Consider the following 17,657-nt stretch of genomic DNA (forward strand, 5'->3'; position numbering starts at 1 on the left):
CTATCAGGCAGGTTAATAGAAAAAGGAAAGCATAAATAATTAATAAGCTTATACTTAAAATGCAACTAGGTCGTTAGGGGGAATAAACGTAATGGATACTATTCAACAAAACAGTAATGCATGGGATAAGAAGGTTGAAGAAGGTTCTAGATATACGCAACCTGTAAGTAGCGAGGTTATTGAAAGAAGTAAATCAGGTGAATGGGAAATCACAGTCACTACAGAAAAATCAGTTCCTAGAGATTGGTTTCCAAAGTCATTAGAGGGATTAAAGATACTGTGCTTAGCATCAGGTGGCGGACAACAAGCGCCAGTTCTAGCTGCTGCTGGAGCAGATGTAACAGTTACTGATATATCCAAGAAGCAATTGGAACAAGATGAAAAGGTAGCAAAACGAGATGGTTTAACTTTAAAAACCGTACAAGGAGATATGTCAGACCTTAGTGATTTTGAGGATGAATATTTTGATATTGTTGTAAATCCTGTTTCTAATTTGTTTGTAAAAGATGTTCATCTTGTATGGAATGAAGTTTCAAGGGTCTTAAAGAATAAAGGTATTCTCATTTCTGGATTTACAAATCCGTTACTATGGATTTTTGATGATAATCAAGAACAAAAAGGTATTCTGGATGTAAAACATTCAATCCCTTCATCGACATTGGATTATTTACCAGAGGATGAAGTTCAAGATTACATCGATTCAAATCAAACAATAGAATATGCGCATACACTAGAAGACCAAATTCAAGGCCAAGTTGAAGCTGGTTTTGCTATAACAGGTTTTTATGAGGATGATTTTGGTGGAACAAGGATATTAGATAAGCATATTAAAACATTTATTGCGACAAAAGCTATAAAGTTAAAGATGGATTAAGAATTTTTGCTTGTCGCACGGGGCGTTAGTCGAAGAAGGCTCTTAAAATAGAAAAGGATGGCGCTTGCCATCCTCCTTCTTATGTATTTTGAGTGGCGAAACTATTCTCGAAACAAGTTTTACACTACCAATTGTATAATTAGGTTATGCTTTTATATTAAGAATTTTGCTGACCGAATCTTTTCCCGAGTTTAGCTAACAATTCAGGTTGGTCGCTTTGGCTCATTATAACTTCAATAAAGATAAGTTGATTCTTATTAAAAGTTATATTTGTTAAGACTTCTGCTAATTCTGCTTCATTTTCTACTTTAAATGTTAGACTTTTTTCTTCTGATCCAAATACCATTGATAGTTTATTGTAATCCCACATTTGTATATCATTATAAGGTTGGTTTTGACCGTGAATGGCACGTTCCACAGTATATCCGTTGTTATTAATTAAAAATATAATTGGTTTTAAATTTTGATGTAGTATAGTCGATAACTCTTGAACAGTTAATTGGAAAGAACCATCACCAATAATTAATATGTTGCGGCGTGATAAATCAGTAAGCTGTGTACCAAGTAGAGCAGGTAATGTATAACCAATTGATCCCCATAATGGTTGCGCTACATATGTAGTGTTATTAGGTAAAGGGATAGCAGCACTACCAAAGAAAGGTGTTCCTTGCTCTGCAATTAAGACGTCGTTTTCTTGTAAGAAATGGTATATTTGCTGCCAAAAACGTTTTTGTGTAACCATTTGCATTTTTGGATTAAACTTTTCTGTAATAGAAACTGATTCTGAAATAAACGGCTTAATTTCAAGAGTTTCCTCATTGCGATGCTCAATTAAGTCACTTAAATGTTGTAGAACATCTTTCATTACAACAGGTCCATATTTTTTATCTATAATTTTCACAGTATAGGGATGGATTTCTATTACTTGCTCTTTCGTAAAGCCTTGTGTGAAGCCACCAGTAATAGTATCAGTTAATTTCACGCCAATACTAATAAGACAGTCAGATTCATCAATTCTTTTTCGTAAGTATGAAGAACTAACATCACCAGTATAAATTCCTATAAATTGAGGGTGTTTTTCAGGGAATATTCCTTTCCCCATACTTAATGTTGCGATAGGAAATCCAGTTTTTTCTACGAATTGATGCAAATATTCTTCCGCATGAAAACGTGCCACTTCAAAATCAGCTAAAATAACAGGTTTTTTGGCACTGTTTATTTTTGAAGTTGCATGTAGAAGCATTTTATCCAGCGCATCTTTATTACTTAAAACGGGTTTATGTAAAATTGGTTCTGTAGGTTTATTAATGGGTTTATTATACACATCAATTGGTAATTGAATATGAACAGGGCGTTTTTCACTCCAACATGCACGTAACACACGATCAATTTCTTCAGCGGCATGCTCAGGTGTTAATTTTGATTGTGCCACCGTTATTTCTCTATACATATTGGAAAAATGATCGAACTTTCCATCACCTAACGTATGATGAACGAGTGCCCCATTCTCCATTACGGTTGTTGGTGGTGTCCCCGTGATTTTTATAACAGGTACGTTTTCTGCGTATGAGCCAGCAACACCGTTAATGGCGCTTAATTCTCCAACACCGAAAGTGGTAATAAGGGCACCGATTCCTTTTATACGAGCATATCCATCTGCTGCATAAGCCGCATTTAATTCATTACAATTGCTAATCCACTCTACATTTTCATGTGCTAGTACATCATCTAAAAAAGCCAAATTATAATCACCAGGGACACCAAAAATATGCTCAATTCCTAATTCACTTAGTCGGTCTAATAAATATGTACTTACAGTATATTGCGTTTTCAAGTGAATCATCTCCTCATTGTTTTGCTTTCTTGTAATAAACGAAAGCAGCTCTAAAGTATGGATTAAAATATTCATTACTAGAATGTGGTATAATTTACATACAGGGGGAAAGTAGATGACACAACATAAAGAAGAACAGATGAATGAAGCATTAGCCTTATTTTACTTTGCATATAAAACATTTACTGAAAAGCCAGATGAAATTATAAAAGAGTATGGTATTCAAAGAGTACATCATCGAATTTTATTTTTTATCGCACGCTTTCCAGGAATAAGTGTAAATGAGTTATTATCACTGCTAGAGATAAGTAAACAAGCTCTTCACGGACCATTACGACAACTTGTGGAAAAGGGCTTAATTGAGAGTAATGAAGCTACACATGATCGCCGTGTGAAACAGTTATTTTTAACAGAAAAAGGTGCCGATTTAGAGAGAAAATTGAGCGATGTACAAAGACAGCAAATGGGTGCCATTTTTTCAAAATTTGGTGAATCATGTGAAGAAAATTGGCATCAAGTTATGAATGAAATGGCAAATAGCCGATTAGGTTTTGATGCTTGGATGTCGAAGCGGGAAGTTGCAATCGATCAAAAATAATAAGAAATATATCTGTTTTATAGTTTGAAAAAGAACGAATTTTATCCATACATTTGGCAACTATGGTTTGATCATAGAGTGAATGGATAAAAAGATACATTACTAGATACTTTATACGTGTACGCAATGGAACAATAAAATTCACATTTCCGAGAGGGGAATTATTATGATAAAACTTGTACTTATTCGTCACGGACAAAGTTTATGGAACCTTGAAAATCGTTTTACTGGGTGGACAGATGTAGATTTATCAGAGAATGGATTAAGTGAAGCGAGAGAAGCAGGAGCGATATTAAAGAAAAATGGATATACTTTTGATGTAGCTTATACATCTGTATTAAAACGAGCAATTCGGACGTTATGGATTGTACTTCATGAGATGGATCTTGCCTGGGTGCCAGTACATAAATCTTGGAAGCTAAATGAAAGACATTACGGTGCATTACAAGGGTTAAATAAAGATGAAACGGCGCAAAAATATGGTGAGGAACAAGTTCATATTTGGAGAAGAAGTATTGATGTAAGACCACCTGCACTTACTGAGGATGATCCTAGGTATGAAATGAATGATCCAAGATATAAAGCACTGAAAAAAGGTGAGTTTCCATTGACAGAATGTTTAGTGGATACGGAGAAAAGAGTACTTGCTTATTGGCATTCAGAAATTGCGCCGAAATTAAAGAATGGTAACAAAGTAATCATTTCGTCACATGGTAACACAATTCGCTCGCTAGTAAAATATTTAGACAATCTTTCAAGTGATGGTGTTGTTTCATTAAATATTCCAACGAGTATACCACTCGTGTATGAATTAGACGATGATTTACGTCCAATTCGTCATTATTACTTAAGTATGGATGGAGAAGTACCTGAAGGGGAAATTCCGAAACATATTTCTTTTTAACATGAAAATTTGAAACACATGCTTGTCTACATATACAATGTAGATTCAAGGTAAAAGACGTGGCACCTTCTAATGTATATGCGATGTAGCTAAATTTAGAAGCTTGTCCACGTCTTTTGTCATAAAGAGAGCTGCTTGTGCATGTAATGATATCGTGAGTAGTTTTTGAATGGAGGGTGATGTCATTGGTGATCTCTAACATTCGAATCGGCTTATTTATTTTAGCAATCGTTTTTCTAGTACTTGTTTTCTTTTATTGGAAAAACGAAGAGTTGTACGAGGAGAAGAAGCAACGTATTAGAAAGACTTGGTATGGGGTGTTTATAATATCAGTCACCGTGTATTTCATGATAAAAGGAATTGATTTAACCCTCTGGAAAAATCTTTTAATGTTCACTGCAATGGTTATTTTCGTTGATATTGCATTTATTTTAACACCGAATATTTCAGAAATATGGGGAGCGAAATTTAGCGATATCGGCAAGACGGTTCAATCGATAAAACGTTCATTAATTGCTTCTAAAGCAAGAGGAGAAATATACACAACAATCATTCAAAATGTCAATCCAGCAGTGTTCGGTACGATGGAATGGCATACGGAGAAAGAATATACAAAAAGCTTAAACGCATTTTTAGATTCGTATGGGGAAAAGATTGGAGCAAAAATTGTTGTATTTGAAGCGGCAAAGGAATTAAATACAAACTTTCGTGGTATCCGTTCTCAATTTAGTACTATCATTCCGTTAGAGTACATTGAGCAATTGAATGAGCAGAAAGCAGTGCAAGTAGAAAATGTCGGAATTATACCAGCAAAAATAGTGAGTGATGTTTTCATTGTTATTGATGGGAAGAAAAATAACCTGCAAGATCGGGATTTTGAAAATGTATATAATTTAACTATACATCATAGTTATTTTAGTAAATAAGGACAGGATTTTTTTCTGTCCTTTTCACTTATACATAAAGGTAAAGCAAATTTAGACAAACTTGTATAAAATCGGACAATCATTCCTACACTAGCACGTAGAGGTGATTGTAGTGATAAAAGATAATAACAATGATTTTTTTAAAGAAGATAATGAAGATACAACGGATTTCTCGTTAATAAAAGGAGATACATTACAGCAAGTAGAAGATTTAGAAGATGAATTAAAAAGAAAATGATACTTGTACATGCTGTTTACATTTACGATATAATATAAATAGAAGATTGTATCTTTTTTGAAAAGGGGGAGAAGAGATGGCTGAAATTAGTGTAAAAAAGTCTTCATTTTTTAAAGAGAAAAAAGAAGAACCGAATACAGATTTCTCTCTTGTGAAAGGTGCATTAACGGAAAATATAAATCGGTTAGAGAAATTAATGAATAATGGTACTTCAAAATATATGAGAGCAAAAAAAGAGAAAGAAAATGCATAGTGCATTTTCTTTCTCTTTTTATATGCAATTTAAATGTTCAACAAGCAGATATTAAAGTATGAAATAGAAAGTGAAAATAATGAATCATGGTATAATGATAAAAGACTTACATATTATTTTGTTATTTTGAGAGGAGCTTAAAAATGTATTCTACTTTAGAACAATTAACAAAGCACCCTGTATTTTATCATTTTGCAGAAATTTCAAAGATTCCTAGAGGATCAGGTAATGAAAAGGAAATTAGTGATTTTTTAGTTGGCTTTGCGAAAGAGCGTAATTTAGAAGTGATTCAAGATGAAGCATTAAATGTCATCATTAAAAAAGAAGCAACTGCTGGCTATGAAAATGTACCGGCTATTATTATTCAAGGTCATATGGATATGGTTTGCGAAAAAAATCAAGCAACCGTACATGATTTTGAAAAAGATCCAATTGAATTGCGAATTATTGGGGACATGTTATATGCAAATCAAACGACATTAGGTGCTGATAATGGTATTGCAGTTGCGTATGCAATGGCTTTATTAGATTCAAAAGAAATTCCACATCCAGCACTTGAAGTAGTTATTACTACTGAAGAAGAAACAACAATGGGTGGGGCTTTCGCTGTTGATGCAAATCACTTTGATGGTAAGATTTTTATTAATATTGATTCTGAAGAAGATCATAAATTATTAGTAAGTAGCGCAGGTGGTGCGAAAGCTGTTGAAACGATTCCAATAATTTGGGATGAAGCACCCGCGAATATGGATGCATACCGTCTATATGTTGGTGGTTTAAAAGGCGGACATTCTGGTATGGAAATTGATAAACAACGCGGTAATGCGAACAAAGTATTAGGACGAGTATTACGAGATTTATCAGCAAATGTTCAATTTGATATTAGTGAAGTTCACGGCGGATTAAAAACGAACGCAATTCCACGTGAAAGTGTAGCTACAATTGTATTACGTACAGAAGATGTAGAGAAAGTAGAAGAAAAACTAGTATCTTGGACTAGAGTATTACAAGATGAAATGCGTGCTGTTGATCCAGATGTTCACGTTACACTTACAAAAGTGGATGAGAAAGTAGAAAAAGTATTTGCTAAAGAGACACAAAAGCAACTTATTTCATCATTATTCTTAATTCCAAACGGCATTCAAAGTATGAGCTTGGATATTAAAGGTCTAGTAGAAAGTTCAACAAATTTAGGTGTTATTGAAACGTTCCAAGATGAAATTAAATTACGTAACGAAGTGAGAAGTTCTGTGAGTAGTTTAAAACAACATGTTGCAGATGAAATTAAATGTATTGCCGAGTTAGTTGGTGCAACATTTGAAATAGAGTCAGAGTATCCAGAATGGCCATACAATCCGAATTCACAAATTCGTAATTTGTTTGAAAAAGTGCATCAAGAAAAATACAATAAAGAGATTGAAATCTTTGCAGTGCATGCAGGTATTGAATGTAGTGCATTCGTTCAAAAAATGCCTGAATTAGATGCAATATCATTCGGTCCAGATATATTTAATGTTCACACTCCAGATGAGCATATTAGTATTTCTTCTGTTGTGAATAACTGGGGATTCTTCGTTGATGTAATGAAGGGTACGAAAGAATTAGCTAAATAATATTCATAAAATGAAGAGTAGCCTATAAAATTTTATAGGCTACTTTTTTGTATAGCGTTGTATTAGAAATTCATTTTTACTTTTATTTCTAGAGGAGATTGTACCAAAGGCTGCTCCAGAAATTGCTCCGATTAAAGTCATAAAAATTGCACTCCATGCTGCAAATGACATCTTTACACCTCCAAATAATCAATTATTGTTTCTTAGACTTTTGAATAGAAATGCTAATTGCAACAACTATTAAGAAAATAAGAGGAGACCAAGAATAGAAAGACATGTAATATTCTCCTTTCAATATTAATTTTAAATATTTTTATAAACAAATTATCGCATTTTTAAAGAGTGAACATATAAAATATGCAATATTGCATATTGAATTGTGGTACTAAAAGAGGTGGAAACAATTATTGAATAAAAATTATAATTTATAAAGAAAGTAAGGATTTTTTAATTCTTAAAAAGGGGGAAAAATCAAAAAGCTTCTCTATCTTATATAAGATAGAGAAGCTTTTAAAATAGTTTTTGTTTACTGGTGAGATAAATATATATTATTTTGAGATTTTAAAGCTGCCCCCATAATAATAATTGTCTCCAAGTTTCATAACAGCTACATATGTTCCAGGATTATAAGCTTTAGTAATAGGGGTTACAAATCTACCATAATCATGTTTTAAACCTGAGTCATAAATGGTTTTATATCTATGCAAGTTTATGTCATCATTTTCATTTCCGCTCAATTGATATATTTTTACAATACCAGTATCTTTACCACCAGTATATATAGTAACATCGAATGTATCTCCATGTTTTAAGTCACCAACTGCTAATTCTTCTATAAAATCTGCATTATGATGTAATAAAAAATAGTTTTGCCACTGCCAATTATCTAAAAATGGTGATACTTTTTGTGTAAGTTGCGATTGTGCAGACACAGGTGTGATTGTATAAATTGTATTCGATAATAAAACTCCTCCAACAGTCAATGCACCAATAATTGTTGATTTCTTTAAAAATTTCATCTTCTAAACCTCCTAGTTAATAAAGGATTCAGAAATCTTTTTTGTGAAAAACAAGCTGTGAAATCTAATGGATGATAATATCTTCTATAATCATATTAACATTTATTGATTTATCTGACAAATTAATAAGTAATAAAACTAAATCGAGGAAGTTACGGCTAATACAGGAAAGAAGTTAGATGTATAGTTAAGAAATCTTTATCATATGTAATTGGCATTTGTTATTTGAAAACTCGATTGTTTTAATGTTTAAATTTCAATTCACACTTTAAGTTTTAGTACATAATTTTACAATTTGACTTATGTAATTTATCACGTTATGATTTTTTTATTATAAAAGAAAGGCTTGAATATAATGATTCGTCGTTTGAGAAAGCTAAAAAATGTAGCAGTTGTATTAAGCTTCTAAGTGAATTACAAAGATCTACAATACTTAGAAGCGAGGAATAAAGGTATGAAACATCCATTATATAATCATTGGTCAGAAACGAAGTATTTAAAAGATATAATAACAAATCCACTCATTGAGGTAGGAGAGTACTCCTATTATTCAGGTTACTATGGTCATCAAAATTTTGAAGATGGCTGTGTAAGGTATTTGTGGGGGGATGCTAAGTCCCGAGCACTTTTTAATCCAAATGAACAGATGGGATGGCATCTTGATAAACTCATTATTGGGAATTATGTTTGTATTGCCAGTGGGGTAGTCATTTTAATGGGTGGTAATCATAATCATCACTCAGAATGGATTACAGTATATCCATTCGCTGAGCAAATTGAACATTCATATGAACCGAAGGGTGATACAGTCATTAAAAGTGATGCTTGGATTGGAATGAATGCTATTATTATGCCTGGCGTTACAATCGGTGAAGGTGCAATCGTTGCAGCAGGATCTGTTGTAAGTAAAAATGTTCCGCCATATACAATAGTTGGTGGAAATCCTGCTAAGGAAATAAAGAAGCGGTTCACAGATACAGAAATGAATATGCTAATGGAGATGCGTTGGTTTGATTGGGATAGAGCATTAGTTAATAAGGCAATTCCTATTTTATCTAGTTCATCTATTGAATTATTATATGATTTTTATAAAAAGGAAGTAAAAAATAGATAGATCTGTGAAAAAACTACATTCTATATAGGATGTAGTTTTTTTATTATAAAAAATGAATAGTCTAGACTAAGGAAAATTCATCTCTAGTATGAGTTTAGCAAATAACTGAATTAAATAATTAAAATCCTTGATAGATAATAAAACCGGTGTGTCTCGATATTTAATCGGGACACACTGGTTTTATTTTTTGAAAATGTGGAACAAATGTATAATTTTGATTGTCTATTCATTGTAATCCTAAAAAATATGAAAGTACGGATCATCTTGAAAAATACAAAGGTATTAAAAATAGGGATGTGTGTAGGAACACAAAGTATCAGTGCGCCTAAAAGTGTGGGATGAGATGGTCTATATGAAAGCGATCCTAACGTCGTATATGTATATAGAATTTGAGAATACTGTCTATTTTTTGAGGATTATGTAAGAATAACATTTTTTTGAGTACAAAGATATTGGAGGTAACAGAAGTGAAAGGTATGTTTTGCAAGAGAAGTATTTCAATAGTAACAGTGCTTACACTATTTTGTAGCATGGTCGTTACATTTGGAAGAGCATCAGCGGAAACAGTGCCTGCTATAGACGTAGAAGCAGGATCAGCAATTTTAGTAGAAGTAAATTCCGGGAAAATTTTATATCAAAAAAATGCAGATGAATTATTAGCAATTGCTAGTATGACAAAAATGATGAGTGAATACTTAGTTCATGAAGCGGTGGATAAAGGCAAACTAAAATGGGATCAAAAAGTTAAAATCTCTGAATATGCATATAAGATTTCACAAGATCGCTCATTATCAAACGTTCCATTAGAAAATGGTGGTTCTTATACAGTAAAAGAGTTATATGAGGCAATGGCAATATACTCTGCAAACGGTGCAACAATTGCTTTAGTTGAAGAAATTGCTGGAAAAGAAGCCGATTTCGTGAAAATGATGAATGATAAGTCAAAAGAGTTTGGAATGAAAAATTACAAATTTGTAAACTCTACAGGCTTAACAAACTATGATTTAAAAGGACATCATCCAGAAGGGACAACTCCAGATGAAAAAAATAAAATGTCCGCAAGAGATTGTGCGATTTTAGCACAACGTCTCGTTCAAGATTTTCCGAAAATATTAGATACAGCAAAAATCCCCAAAAAAACATTCCAAAAGGGTGGCAAGTATCCAATTGATATGGTGAATTTTAACATGATGTTAAAAGGTTTAATTAAGCAATACGAAGGTGTAGATGGGTTGAAAACAGGAACTACTCCAGAAGCTGGTGATTGCTTCACTGGTACAGTAGAAAGAAACGGTATACGTCTAATTTCTGTAGTGATAAAAGCAAACTCCCATACAGCACGTTTTGATGAAACGAAGAAATTATATGATTATGGATTTGCGAATTTTGAAGTGAAGAAAATCTACGGAAAAGATTCAGTAGTAAAAGGGCATGAAACAGTGCGAGTTGCAAATGCAAAAGATAAAGATGTAATAGTTCAAACGAAGCAAGCTGTTTTACTTCCAATGCCGAAGGGCAACAAAGACGTTTATAAAAAAGAATTTAAAGTATCGAATAAAGAACAAGAAGCACCTATTAAAAAAGGTATAACAATAAGTAAAATGATTATCTCGCCTAAAGATAATAAAGATCCAGGTTTCTTATCAGGTAAATCATTAAATATAGACCTTGTAACAAAATCTAATGTAGAACAAGCAAATTGGTTTACACGTTTTATGCGTAAAACTGGACCTTTTTTTAGTGGTATGTGGGATAGTGCGGTTGATATAGTAAAAAGCTAGCTTTATAGGATAAAACAAAAGGTTTCAAAGTATTATAGATTCTTATGTAGATAGTTTGGAATGGAAGATGGTATTAATTTTTAAATGGGATTCCTTGTACTTGTAACCTTTGTTATTGCAATCAAGCTAAAATAAATTTGTATCTATAAAATTAAAAAACGTTATTCTTTTTGTAGAAATATACAGAAAGGATGACGGTTATTATGAATCTTTCGATTTAAAGGGTTCTAGTACAAGGTTAGTTTAATAAAATCACATGATGGAAAAACATTCAGTATTCCATCAAATGAAAATAAAAAATTAATATCAGGTACTTATTTCTGTAATTAGATTCTATGAAAACTTAATAAAATCTTTTCTTTGTATTAAATACTTTGTTTTAAATTATTTATATAAGGAACTGGAGACCAAAAACAGATGCATAGATTGACTTTGAAGTGCTTATATCAGGGATCTAAATAGATATTATGTACCATTCTCCCGCTACACTAGTATATTGGCCTTTATGAACAGCAAAATCTACAATTTACAAGGAGAACATTTTATGAGTAAGAGAATAAAAGAATTAGATTCTATACGAGGGTTAGCGGCACTTACTGTGGTATTTGGACACTTTTGTTTAATGCTACCATCGTTGCCTAATTCTATTAAATTTTCCCCACTTAGGTTTTTATGGGCGGGTGGAGAAGCTGTTATCGTTTTTTATGTACTAAGTGGTTTTGTGCTATCTATGGCACTTTATCATTCAAAAACAAATTATTGGGGATATTTAATTAAGAGATTTGTAAGAATCTATATTCCTTATTATTTTTGGATAATCGTTACCTTTGCTTTATTTATTTTATTTTCGCCATATGAAGTGGTAGGACTACGTGATTGGTTCTATGATAGGTGGCAAGGGTCTATAACAAAATTAGATATTATAAACCACTTTGTGCTTCTTACTAACTTTTTTACGGAAAATTATAATCCAGTTATTTGGTCATTGGCTCAAGAAATGCGTATATCTATTGTGTTTCCTTTGTTATTTCTTTTCTTTTATAAACTGAATTGGAAGAAAACGATACTATTTGCTTTGAGCTTTTCTTTAATTAGTGTTTTTCTTAATATGTTGCATATTGGGAAAGCTGAGGGGTTTTATAATGGTTATGCTGATACGCTGCATTTTACATCTATGTTTATGGTTGGAATGTTACTTTTTAAGCATCAGGAAAAACTTATCTACTCATACAGGAATATGAAAAAATTTAATAAAGGATTTCTTATTGCACTAGGGATTATTTTATATTTATATTCCATTTTAATTTATGGTATTTCACGTAATGATACTACTTTCTTATTAAAAGATTGGGGTGTCGTAATGGGTGTTAGTATATGTATTATAATGGCCATGAGTAACCTAAAAACAAAAGCATTTTTAAATAAGAGTGTGTTTGTATATTTAGGAGAAATTTCATACAGTATCTATTTGTGCCACTTTCCAATTATGATGGTATTATTTAAACTTTTGTATACAAAGATACCTATCTTTTTCCTTCTTATTTTGTGCATTACAATGACACTACTTTTTTCTATAGTTTCGTATCATTTAATCGAAAAGAAATGTATCAATTGGGCAAAACAAAGAACAACAAATTTATTGAAAAAAGTATAATGCATAGAGAGATTTTATTTCTTTAGTAAATATACGAATATGACCGATTCCTAAGTATATTTGGAATCGGTCAATTTTGGATTCTACATGTAGATATAATAAAGTGGAATTTAATTGAAATCGAAAACCACTTAGAAATAACAATTATGTTGTGAGCTATTGTATAGTATAGATATGGTTAATAATAAAGGGGGAATACATATGTGGAAGCGATTTGTAGCGATTGGTGATAGTTTTACAGAGGGGATAGGGGATGAAGTTGAGGGAATAGCATTAAAAAGCTGGGTAGATCATTTTGTTCAACTGTGTGTAAACGATATAGAATATGCCAATTTTGCAAAGCGTGGGTTAGTAACGCAAGAAATTCGCTCACAGCAATTGGAAAAGGCGTTAACTTTTAATCCAGATTTGGTTAGTCTCATTGCAGGTGCAAACGACGTTTTAAAAGGACGTTGGAATCATAATGCATATAAGAATGATATGGAATTTATGATAAATACATTAAGTAAAACAGGTGCTGATATTATGATAGCAAATCTTCCGGATTTTACAGTAAGGCTTCCTTTCGCTTCTGAAAAAAAACAAATAATAAAGGAACAATTATTAGAGGCAAATGATGTTATACGTTCACTGAGTAGAGAGTATAAGCTTCATCATGTTGACTTTTGGAGTCATCCTTTAGTTAATGACAATACGCTATGGTCTAAGGATTTAATTCATCCAAACTCAAAAGGATATGTAAAAGTTGCTGAATTGATTTTTAGTAGTGTGCTTGTACAGAAGACAGAATAATAGTTTGCAATGTAACGAATACCATATTAATTGTATTAAGCTATGTTTTTTAGTAAATGGAGAGAACTAAAAATTTAGCAAACAAAGCGTATCTACGCTATATTTCTACAGAAGTGTACAAATGCAGAATCATAAAGAAAGATCACTTATGGAAATAGGTGGTCTTTATACGTTTTTATAACTAAATTAATATATAATGTATTGCTAAAAATTTTGCATTACATGTAAATTAAGTTCTCTTATAGAAAAACGGATTTTATACTGTAAATGATTATATTAAGGTAATGTTTAGTTGTTATTAGTGTAAAGCAAATTCCTTCTCTTTCAAAGAATTCATCCATTGAATAAAGTTAATTCTCCCATGCGTATCGCATGAAATGAAACGTTTTTAATAACGTTTGGATATATTTCAATATACTTCCGATACTATAACAGATTTAAAATTTATCTATTGGAGGTATATAATGGAATATCCATTTCGTAACTTAGTATTTGAAGGTGGCGGAGTAAAGGGAAGCGCTTATATCGGTGCCATCCGTGCACTAAATGAAGAAGGGATTTTACCAGAAATACAACGATTTGGAGGGACTTCAGCGGGAGCGATTACTGCATTACTTTTAGGTCTTTCCATTCCATTCGCAGATCTTGTGAAAATCCACAAAGACATGAATTTCAAAGCGTTTAAAGATGATGATTTTTCGATTGTACAAGATAACATTCGTTTATTTTTTGATGGTTTTGGTATCTATAAAGGGGATTTCTTTACTGAGTGGGTAGGAAACATCGTTGAAAAGTGGACAGGGAATAAGGATACAACCTTTCAGCAGTTGTATGACAAAACAGGAAAAGACGTGTTTTTCCAAGGAACGAACGTTTCTACACACCAGCTTCGTACGTTTTCTCGCGAAACGACACCTGATGTCCCGTTAGTAGTTGCTGTGCGGATTTCGATGTCGATCCCATTCTTTTTTAAATCTGTGGAATGGGATAAAGATTATTATGTAGACGGAGGTGTACTCGATAACTACCCAATTCGTTTATTTGATCGGAAAAGTTTTGTGAATAAAGAAGAACACTTCACGACCACAGATACGATTGACGAGGTTAATAAACTGGTAAGCAATACGGAGGATTATTCTACATTAAGAAGCTTACACACGAAATACAATGCATCTTTCTTTGATCCTGCAGATGAAATTGTCTACAACAAAGAAACACTAGGTTTCCGTTTAGAATCTCAGGCCGAGATTGCCATGTTAAAACAAATCGCAACTTCAACAGAACATCATATTGGCCATTCTCTTATTCATTTTGCATGGAATTTGTCTCAAACCATGATCAAAGGTCATGAGAGCGGAAAAACAACCAAAGAAGATGCTGCCCGCACTGTATTTATCAATACATTCTTTACGCCGTCGTTTAATTTTGATATCACAGAAGAAGAAAAGAAAACACTCATGAATTCAGGTTATACTTCGACTAAAGACTATCTACATCAGTTTAATACGTCTGAAGTAAAATTGTTTAATCGACCATAAAGCCGAGTGCAATGCACTTGGCTTTTTTTTATCAACCTGTAAATTTGCTGTTTTTTTAATTGATTATACAATATTCCATTTACTATTCTTCAGTGAAAATCTTAAAAAATAAATTTTTAATCATTGGAGTATCCTCAGTAACAAATCTTTACAACTGTAACTGAATTCTCCCTTGATGTTTCCTTGATGTGGTATCTATTACTACACCATATACAGAGAAAATTTGAACATATGCTGGATATGCAACATGTCGGAATGTTTACATTTAATCTATCATTTATTTACATCTCTTCGTATTACAACAAAACTGTCATACATTTTTACTTAAATTTAATTGAAAAACAGGATGATGGAGAAGAGAAGGTAAATATATAAATAAGAAGATAGTATGTATAGATATATAGGGGGGGGAACTAAAAATAACGAAATTCATTTTATATAGAAAAAACCAGGATGATTTTAAAAAGTTATCCTGGTTTTTTCTTGAATACACATAATTATCCATATTTCATTAAGTTAATTTGAGCTAATTATAAGTTAGCAGAATTTTTATCTATTCCAGCCTTGATAGTGTTAATAACAGTATATAATTTGTAGAATTAGTTTATAGAAATTATAAAACTATTTTTCATTAGATGTATCTAATTGATGATTGATTACAGTGCTGGACTTATTATTTATAAGTATATAAATCCAACCTATGAATGATAGAATTACTGGATAGAGAATCGCCCAACCACTAAATGAGTATACAAAAATACATATAACTAGAGACAGGAAGGCCATCCACCAACCTATATCTTTAACTTTTAATAACTTAAGAGCAGCTAGCATTGTAAAAATATATGAGGTAATAAAAATTACACTAGGACCTTTTAGAAGCATCTCTAAATTTGGTCGTGCTATACCATAAAAAATTAAAATACAACTAAAAATTCCGCCTAAAACTAGTAAAACCCTAGTTGGAGTTTGGAATTTAGAATGTAATTTAGTAAAGAAGGAAGGGAAATGTCCTTCTCTAGCTTGGGCGTAAATCATTCTTGAAAAACCTGCAATGTTAGCATGTACAGCACTAAACGAAATAAAAATTGCTAAAATAGTGGTTATATATGTACCTATTGGTCCTAATCCTTTTGATATTAGAATACTAAGGGAAGTTATCTGGTTCTTATCACCATATGAGTGAGTCCCTATTGTTACAAAAGATATTGCAATGTAAATAATTGAGATACAAATTGCTCCTAAAAATAGACTAATGGAAATATCTTTAGCAGGTCTTTTAAACTCTTCAGCTAATGGGGTTATCATCTCCCATCCTACAAATGAGAAAAAGATAATTACAGAAGAAGCTCCAACAGAAGACCATCCGTTTGGTACAAAAGGTGTAAAAAAACTTAATTTTACATAGGGGATAGAAACGACAACAGCCACAATTATTAAAAGTGAAATTATACAAATGACAAACACACTTACTTTTGATGATAACTCAATTCCTTTATTATGTAAGAGTAAAGAAGTAAACAAAATTAATGCCGCGATGCCTATAACTCCTGCATTATTTATTGGAAAAACATAGCTAATATAATGGGCACCTGTTAAAGCGATAATAGGTACTCCAATAGGAATAGATCCTAACATAATCCACCCTAGGATTACACTCGTATTTGCATTAAATGCCATTTGAACATAAGCTGTAATTCCTCCTGCGCTAGGAAGCATTTTAGCAAGAACCGCTAGAGTTGCGACAATGGGAAAAGCTAATATAGACATGATAACCCAAGATAAAAGCGAAGCTGGTCCAGCGCTATTTGCAGTAATTGAGGGCAATATAAGAATTCCACAACCCAACACAGCTCCTATGGTTAATGCAGTCCCTTGTACCCAAGTAATTGAACGTTTCAATGATTGTTGTGTCAAGATAATCAGCCTCTCTTTCATGAATTGATATCAATTATATAAAGTTTAAAAAAAAGATAACATGCTATAATTTATGTATTAATTATAATTTTTTTTAATAATTTAAGAATTATTAATTGTATTCCTAATTAATTAAGGGGAGGTACATGAATGGATCAAACAGATTTAAAGATTCTTTCACATCTTCAGGAAAATGCACGTTTAAGTATGGTTGAAATAGGAAAACTGGTAGGTTTGAGTTCTCCTTCTGTTACAGAGCGAGTTAGAAGACTAGAAGAACAGGGGGTAATTATAAGTTATCGCACGATTGTTAATCCGAAAGAATTAAAAAAACATATTACTGCGTTTGTTTTGATGGAACCAAGGGATTGCAACAAATATAAAAAGTTCGCAATGGAACATTCAGATGTGGTCGAATGTCACCGTATTGCCGGTATGTATAGTTATCTAACAAAGGTAGTGACAGAATCAGTACATACACTCGAAGACTATATTAATTTGTGCTTAGAGTACGGAAAGCCTACAACCTTAATAGTGCTTTCTTCTCCAGTAGAACATAAATCACTTTTTACAGAGAGTGAAAAATCTTAATTACATATGAG

The 17,657-nt window shown here is 32.2% G+C and carries 16 protein-coding genes and 1 pseudogene; 13 read left to right on the forward strand and 4 right to left on the reverse strand.

The annotated features are described in order from the left end of the window. Positions 1-91 precede the first annotated feature (91 nt). Complete coding sequence (locus ATN06_RS12250; RefSeq protein ID WP_060630862.1) at positions 92-874, forward strand: class I SAM-dependent methyltransferase; 783 nt, start codon at positions 92-94, stop codon at positions 872-874. A 157-nt stretch (positions 875-1,031) separates the two neighbouring features. Here ATN06_RS12250 and ATN06_RS12255 read toward each other — a convergent pair whose 3' ends face one another. Beyond that, positions 1,032-2,717, reverse strand: coding sequence for an alpha-keto acid decarboxylase family protein (locus ATN06_RS12255; RefSeq protein WP_060630863.1), 1,686 nt, complete (start codon positions 2,715-2,717; stop codon positions 1,032-1,034). A gap of 106 nt (positions 2,718-2,823) precedes the next feature. On the opposite strand from ATN06_RS12255, the gene ATN06_RS12260 reads away from it, so the two are divergent. From ATN06_RS12260 to pepD, 6 genes are all read left to right on the forward strand, one after another. Continuing rightward, entirely contained in the window at positions 2,824-3,306 is a 483-nt protein-coding gene (locus ATN06_RS12260; RefSeq protein ID WP_060630864.1) for a MarR family winged helix-turn-helix transcriptional regulator, read from the forward strand. 166 nt (positions 3,307-3,472) lie between these two features. Further along, entirely contained in the window at positions 3,473-4,210 is a 738-nt protein-coding gene (gpmA, locus tag ATN06_RS12265) for a 2,3-diphosphoglycerate-dependent phosphoglycerate mutase (protein WP_001980023.1), read from the forward strand. A gap of 188 nt (positions 4,211-4,398) precedes the next feature. Then, positions 4,399-5,136: a type II toxin-antitoxin system SpoIISA family toxin gene (locus ATN06_RS12270; protein WP_060633134.1), complete on the forward strand. Its 738-nt coding sequence runs from the start codon at positions 4,399-4,401 to the stop codon at positions 5,134-5,136. Between the two features lie 112 nt (positions 5,137-5,248). Beyond that, positions 5,249-5,374, forward strand: coding sequence for a hypothetical protein (locus ATN06_RS12275; protein ID WP_060630865.1), 126 nt, complete (start codon positions 5,249-5,251; stop codon positions 5,372-5,374). A 76-nt stretch (positions 5,375-5,450) separates the two neighbouring features. Further along, positions 5,451-5,627 carry a stage II sporulation protein SB gene (gene spoIISB / locus ATN06_RS29205; RefSeq protein ID WP_000808045.1) on the forward strand — a complete coding sequence of 59 codons (177 nt, stop codon included), beginning with the start codon at positions 5,451-5,453 and terminating at the stop codon, positions 5,625-5,627. 143 nt (positions 5,628-5,770) lie between these two features. Beyond that, positions 5,771-7,240, forward strand: a complete 1,470-nt coding sequence (gene pepD / locus ATN06_RS12285) for a beta-Ala-His dipeptidase (protein ID WP_060630866.1) — start codon at positions 5,771-5,773, stop codon at positions 7,238-7,240. A 39-nt stretch (positions 7,241-7,279) separates the two neighbouring features. Here pepD and ATN06_RS29595 read toward each other — a convergent pair. After that, positions 7,280-7,474: pseudogene (locus ATN06_RS29595) on the reverse strand (hypothetical protein). 314 nt (positions 7,475-7,788) lie between these two features. Continuing rightward, positions 7,789-8,259 carry a DUF5065 family protein gene (locus ATN06_RS12290; RefSeq protein ID WP_060630867.1) on the reverse strand — a complete coding sequence of 157 codons (471 nt, stop codon included), beginning with the start codon at positions 8,257-8,259 and terminating at the stop codon, positions 7,789-7,791. Between the two features lie 454 nt (positions 8,260-8,713). Here ATN06_RS12290 and ATN06_RS12295 point away from each other — a divergent pair, with 454 nt between their 5' ends. From ATN06_RS12295 to ATN06_RS12315, 5 genes are all read left to right on the forward strand, one after another. Then, positions 8,714-9,373, forward strand: coding sequence for a CatB-related O-acetyltransferase (locus tag ATN06_RS12295; protein WP_060630868.1), 660 nt, complete (start codon positions 8,714-8,716; stop codon positions 9,371-9,373). A 467-nt stretch (positions 9,374-9,840) separates the two neighbouring features. Next, complete coding sequence (locus ATN06_RS12300; protein ID WP_060630869.1) at positions 9,841-11,154, forward strand: D-alanyl-D-alanine carboxypeptidase family protein; 1,314 nt, start codon at positions 9,841-9,843, stop codon at positions 11,152-11,154. 505 nt (positions 11,155-11,659) lie between these two features. Further along, on the forward strand, positions 11,660-12,808 hold the full coding sequence (locus tag ATN06_RS12305; protein WP_060630870.1) for an acyltransferase family protein: 1,149 nt from the start codon (positions 11,660-11,662) through the stop codon (positions 12,806-12,808). A gap of 174 nt (positions 12,809-12,982) precedes the next feature. Then, positions 12,983-13,600 carry an SGNH/GDSL hydrolase family protein gene (locus ATN06_RS12310; protein ID WP_140350513.1) on the forward strand — a complete coding sequence of 206 codons (618 nt, stop codon included), beginning with the start codon at positions 12,983-12,985 and terminating at the stop codon, positions 13,598-13,600. Between the two features lie 464 nt (positions 13,601-14,064). After that, positions 14,065-15,138, forward strand: a complete 1,074-nt coding sequence (locus ATN06_RS12315; RefSeq protein ID WP_001979062.1) for a patatin-like phospholipase family protein — start codon at positions 14,065-14,067, stop codon at positions 15,136-15,138. 621 nt (positions 15,139-15,759) lie between these two features. On the opposite strand, the gene ATN06_RS12320 is transcribed toward ATN06_RS12315, so the two are convergent. After that, positions 15,760-17,055: an APC family permease gene (locus ATN06_RS12320; protein ID WP_060630872.1), complete on the reverse strand. Its 1,296-nt coding sequence runs from the start codon at positions 17,053-17,055 to the stop codon at positions 15,760-15,762. Between the two features lie 150 nt (positions 17,056-17,205). Between ATN06_RS12320 and ATN06_RS12325 the strand changes: the two genes are divergently transcribed. Then, positions 17,206-17,646 (forward strand): Lrp/AsnC family transcriptional regulator, encoded by a 441-nt coding sequence (locus ATN06_RS12325; RefSeq protein ID WP_060630873.1) that lies wholly within the window; start codon positions 17,206-17,208, stop codon positions 17,644-17,646. Positions 17,647-17,657: the final 11 nt, after the last annotated feature.

Origin of the sequence: Bacillus thuringiensis, from assembly GCF_001455345.1 — a bacterium.
In the GTDB taxonomy this organism is placed as follows: domain Bacteria; phylum Bacillota; class Bacilli; order Bacillales; family Bacillaceae_G; genus Bacillus_A; species Bacillus_A thuringiensis_N.

What these genes read in the sequence shown, in the direction of transcription:
- ATN06_RS12290 (WP_060630867.1), bottom strand. Translation starts at nt 8,259, where the DNA reads ATGAAATTTTTAAAGAAATCAACAATTATTGGTGCATTGACTGTTGGA.
- ATN06_RS12295 (WP_060630868.1), top strand. Translation starts at nt 8,714, where the DNA reads ATGAAACATCCATTATATAATCATTGGTCAGAAACGAAGTATTTAAAA.
- ATN06_RS12250 (WP_060630862.1), top strand. Translation starts at nt 92, where the DNA reads ATGGATACTATTCAACAAAACAGTAATGCATGGGATAAGAAGGTTGAA.
- ATN06_RS12305 (WP_060630870.1), top strand. Translation starts at nt 11,660, where the DNA reads ATGAACAGCAAAATCTACAATTTACAAGGAGAACATTTTATGAGTAAG.
- gpmA (WP_001980023.1), top strand. Translation starts at nt 3,473, where the DNA reads ATGATAAAACTTGTACTTATTCGTCACGGACAAAGTTTATGGAACCTT.
- pepD (WP_060630866.1), top strand. Translation starts at nt 5,771, where the DNA reads ATGTATTCTACTTTAGAACAATTAACAAAGCACCCTGTATTTTATCAT.
- ATN06_RS12260 (WP_060630864.1), top strand. Translation starts at nt 2,824, where the DNA reads ATGACACAACATAAAGAAGAACAGATGAATGAAGCATTAGCCTTATTT.
- ATN06_RS12310 (WP_140350513.1), top strand. Translation starts at nt 12,983, where the DNA reads ATGGTTAATAATAAAGGGGGAATACATATGTGGAAGCGATTTGTAGCG.
- ATN06_RS12255 (WP_060630863.1), bottom strand. Translation starts at nt 2,717, where the DNA reads ATGATTCACTTGAAAACGCAATATACTGTAAGTACATATTTATTAGAC.
- spoIISB (WP_000808045.1), top strand. Translation starts at nt 5,451, where the DNA reads ATGGCTGAAATTAGTGTAAAAAAGTCTTCATTTTTTAAAGAGAAAAAA.
- ATN06_RS12325 (WP_060630873.1), top strand. Translation starts at nt 17,206, where the DNA reads ATGGATCAAACAGATTTAAAGATTCTTTCACATCTTCAGGAAAATGCA.
- ATN06_RS12315 (WP_001979062.1), top strand. Translation starts at nt 14,065, where the DNA reads ATGGAATATCCATTTCGTAACTTAGTATTTGAAGGTGGCGGAGTAAAG.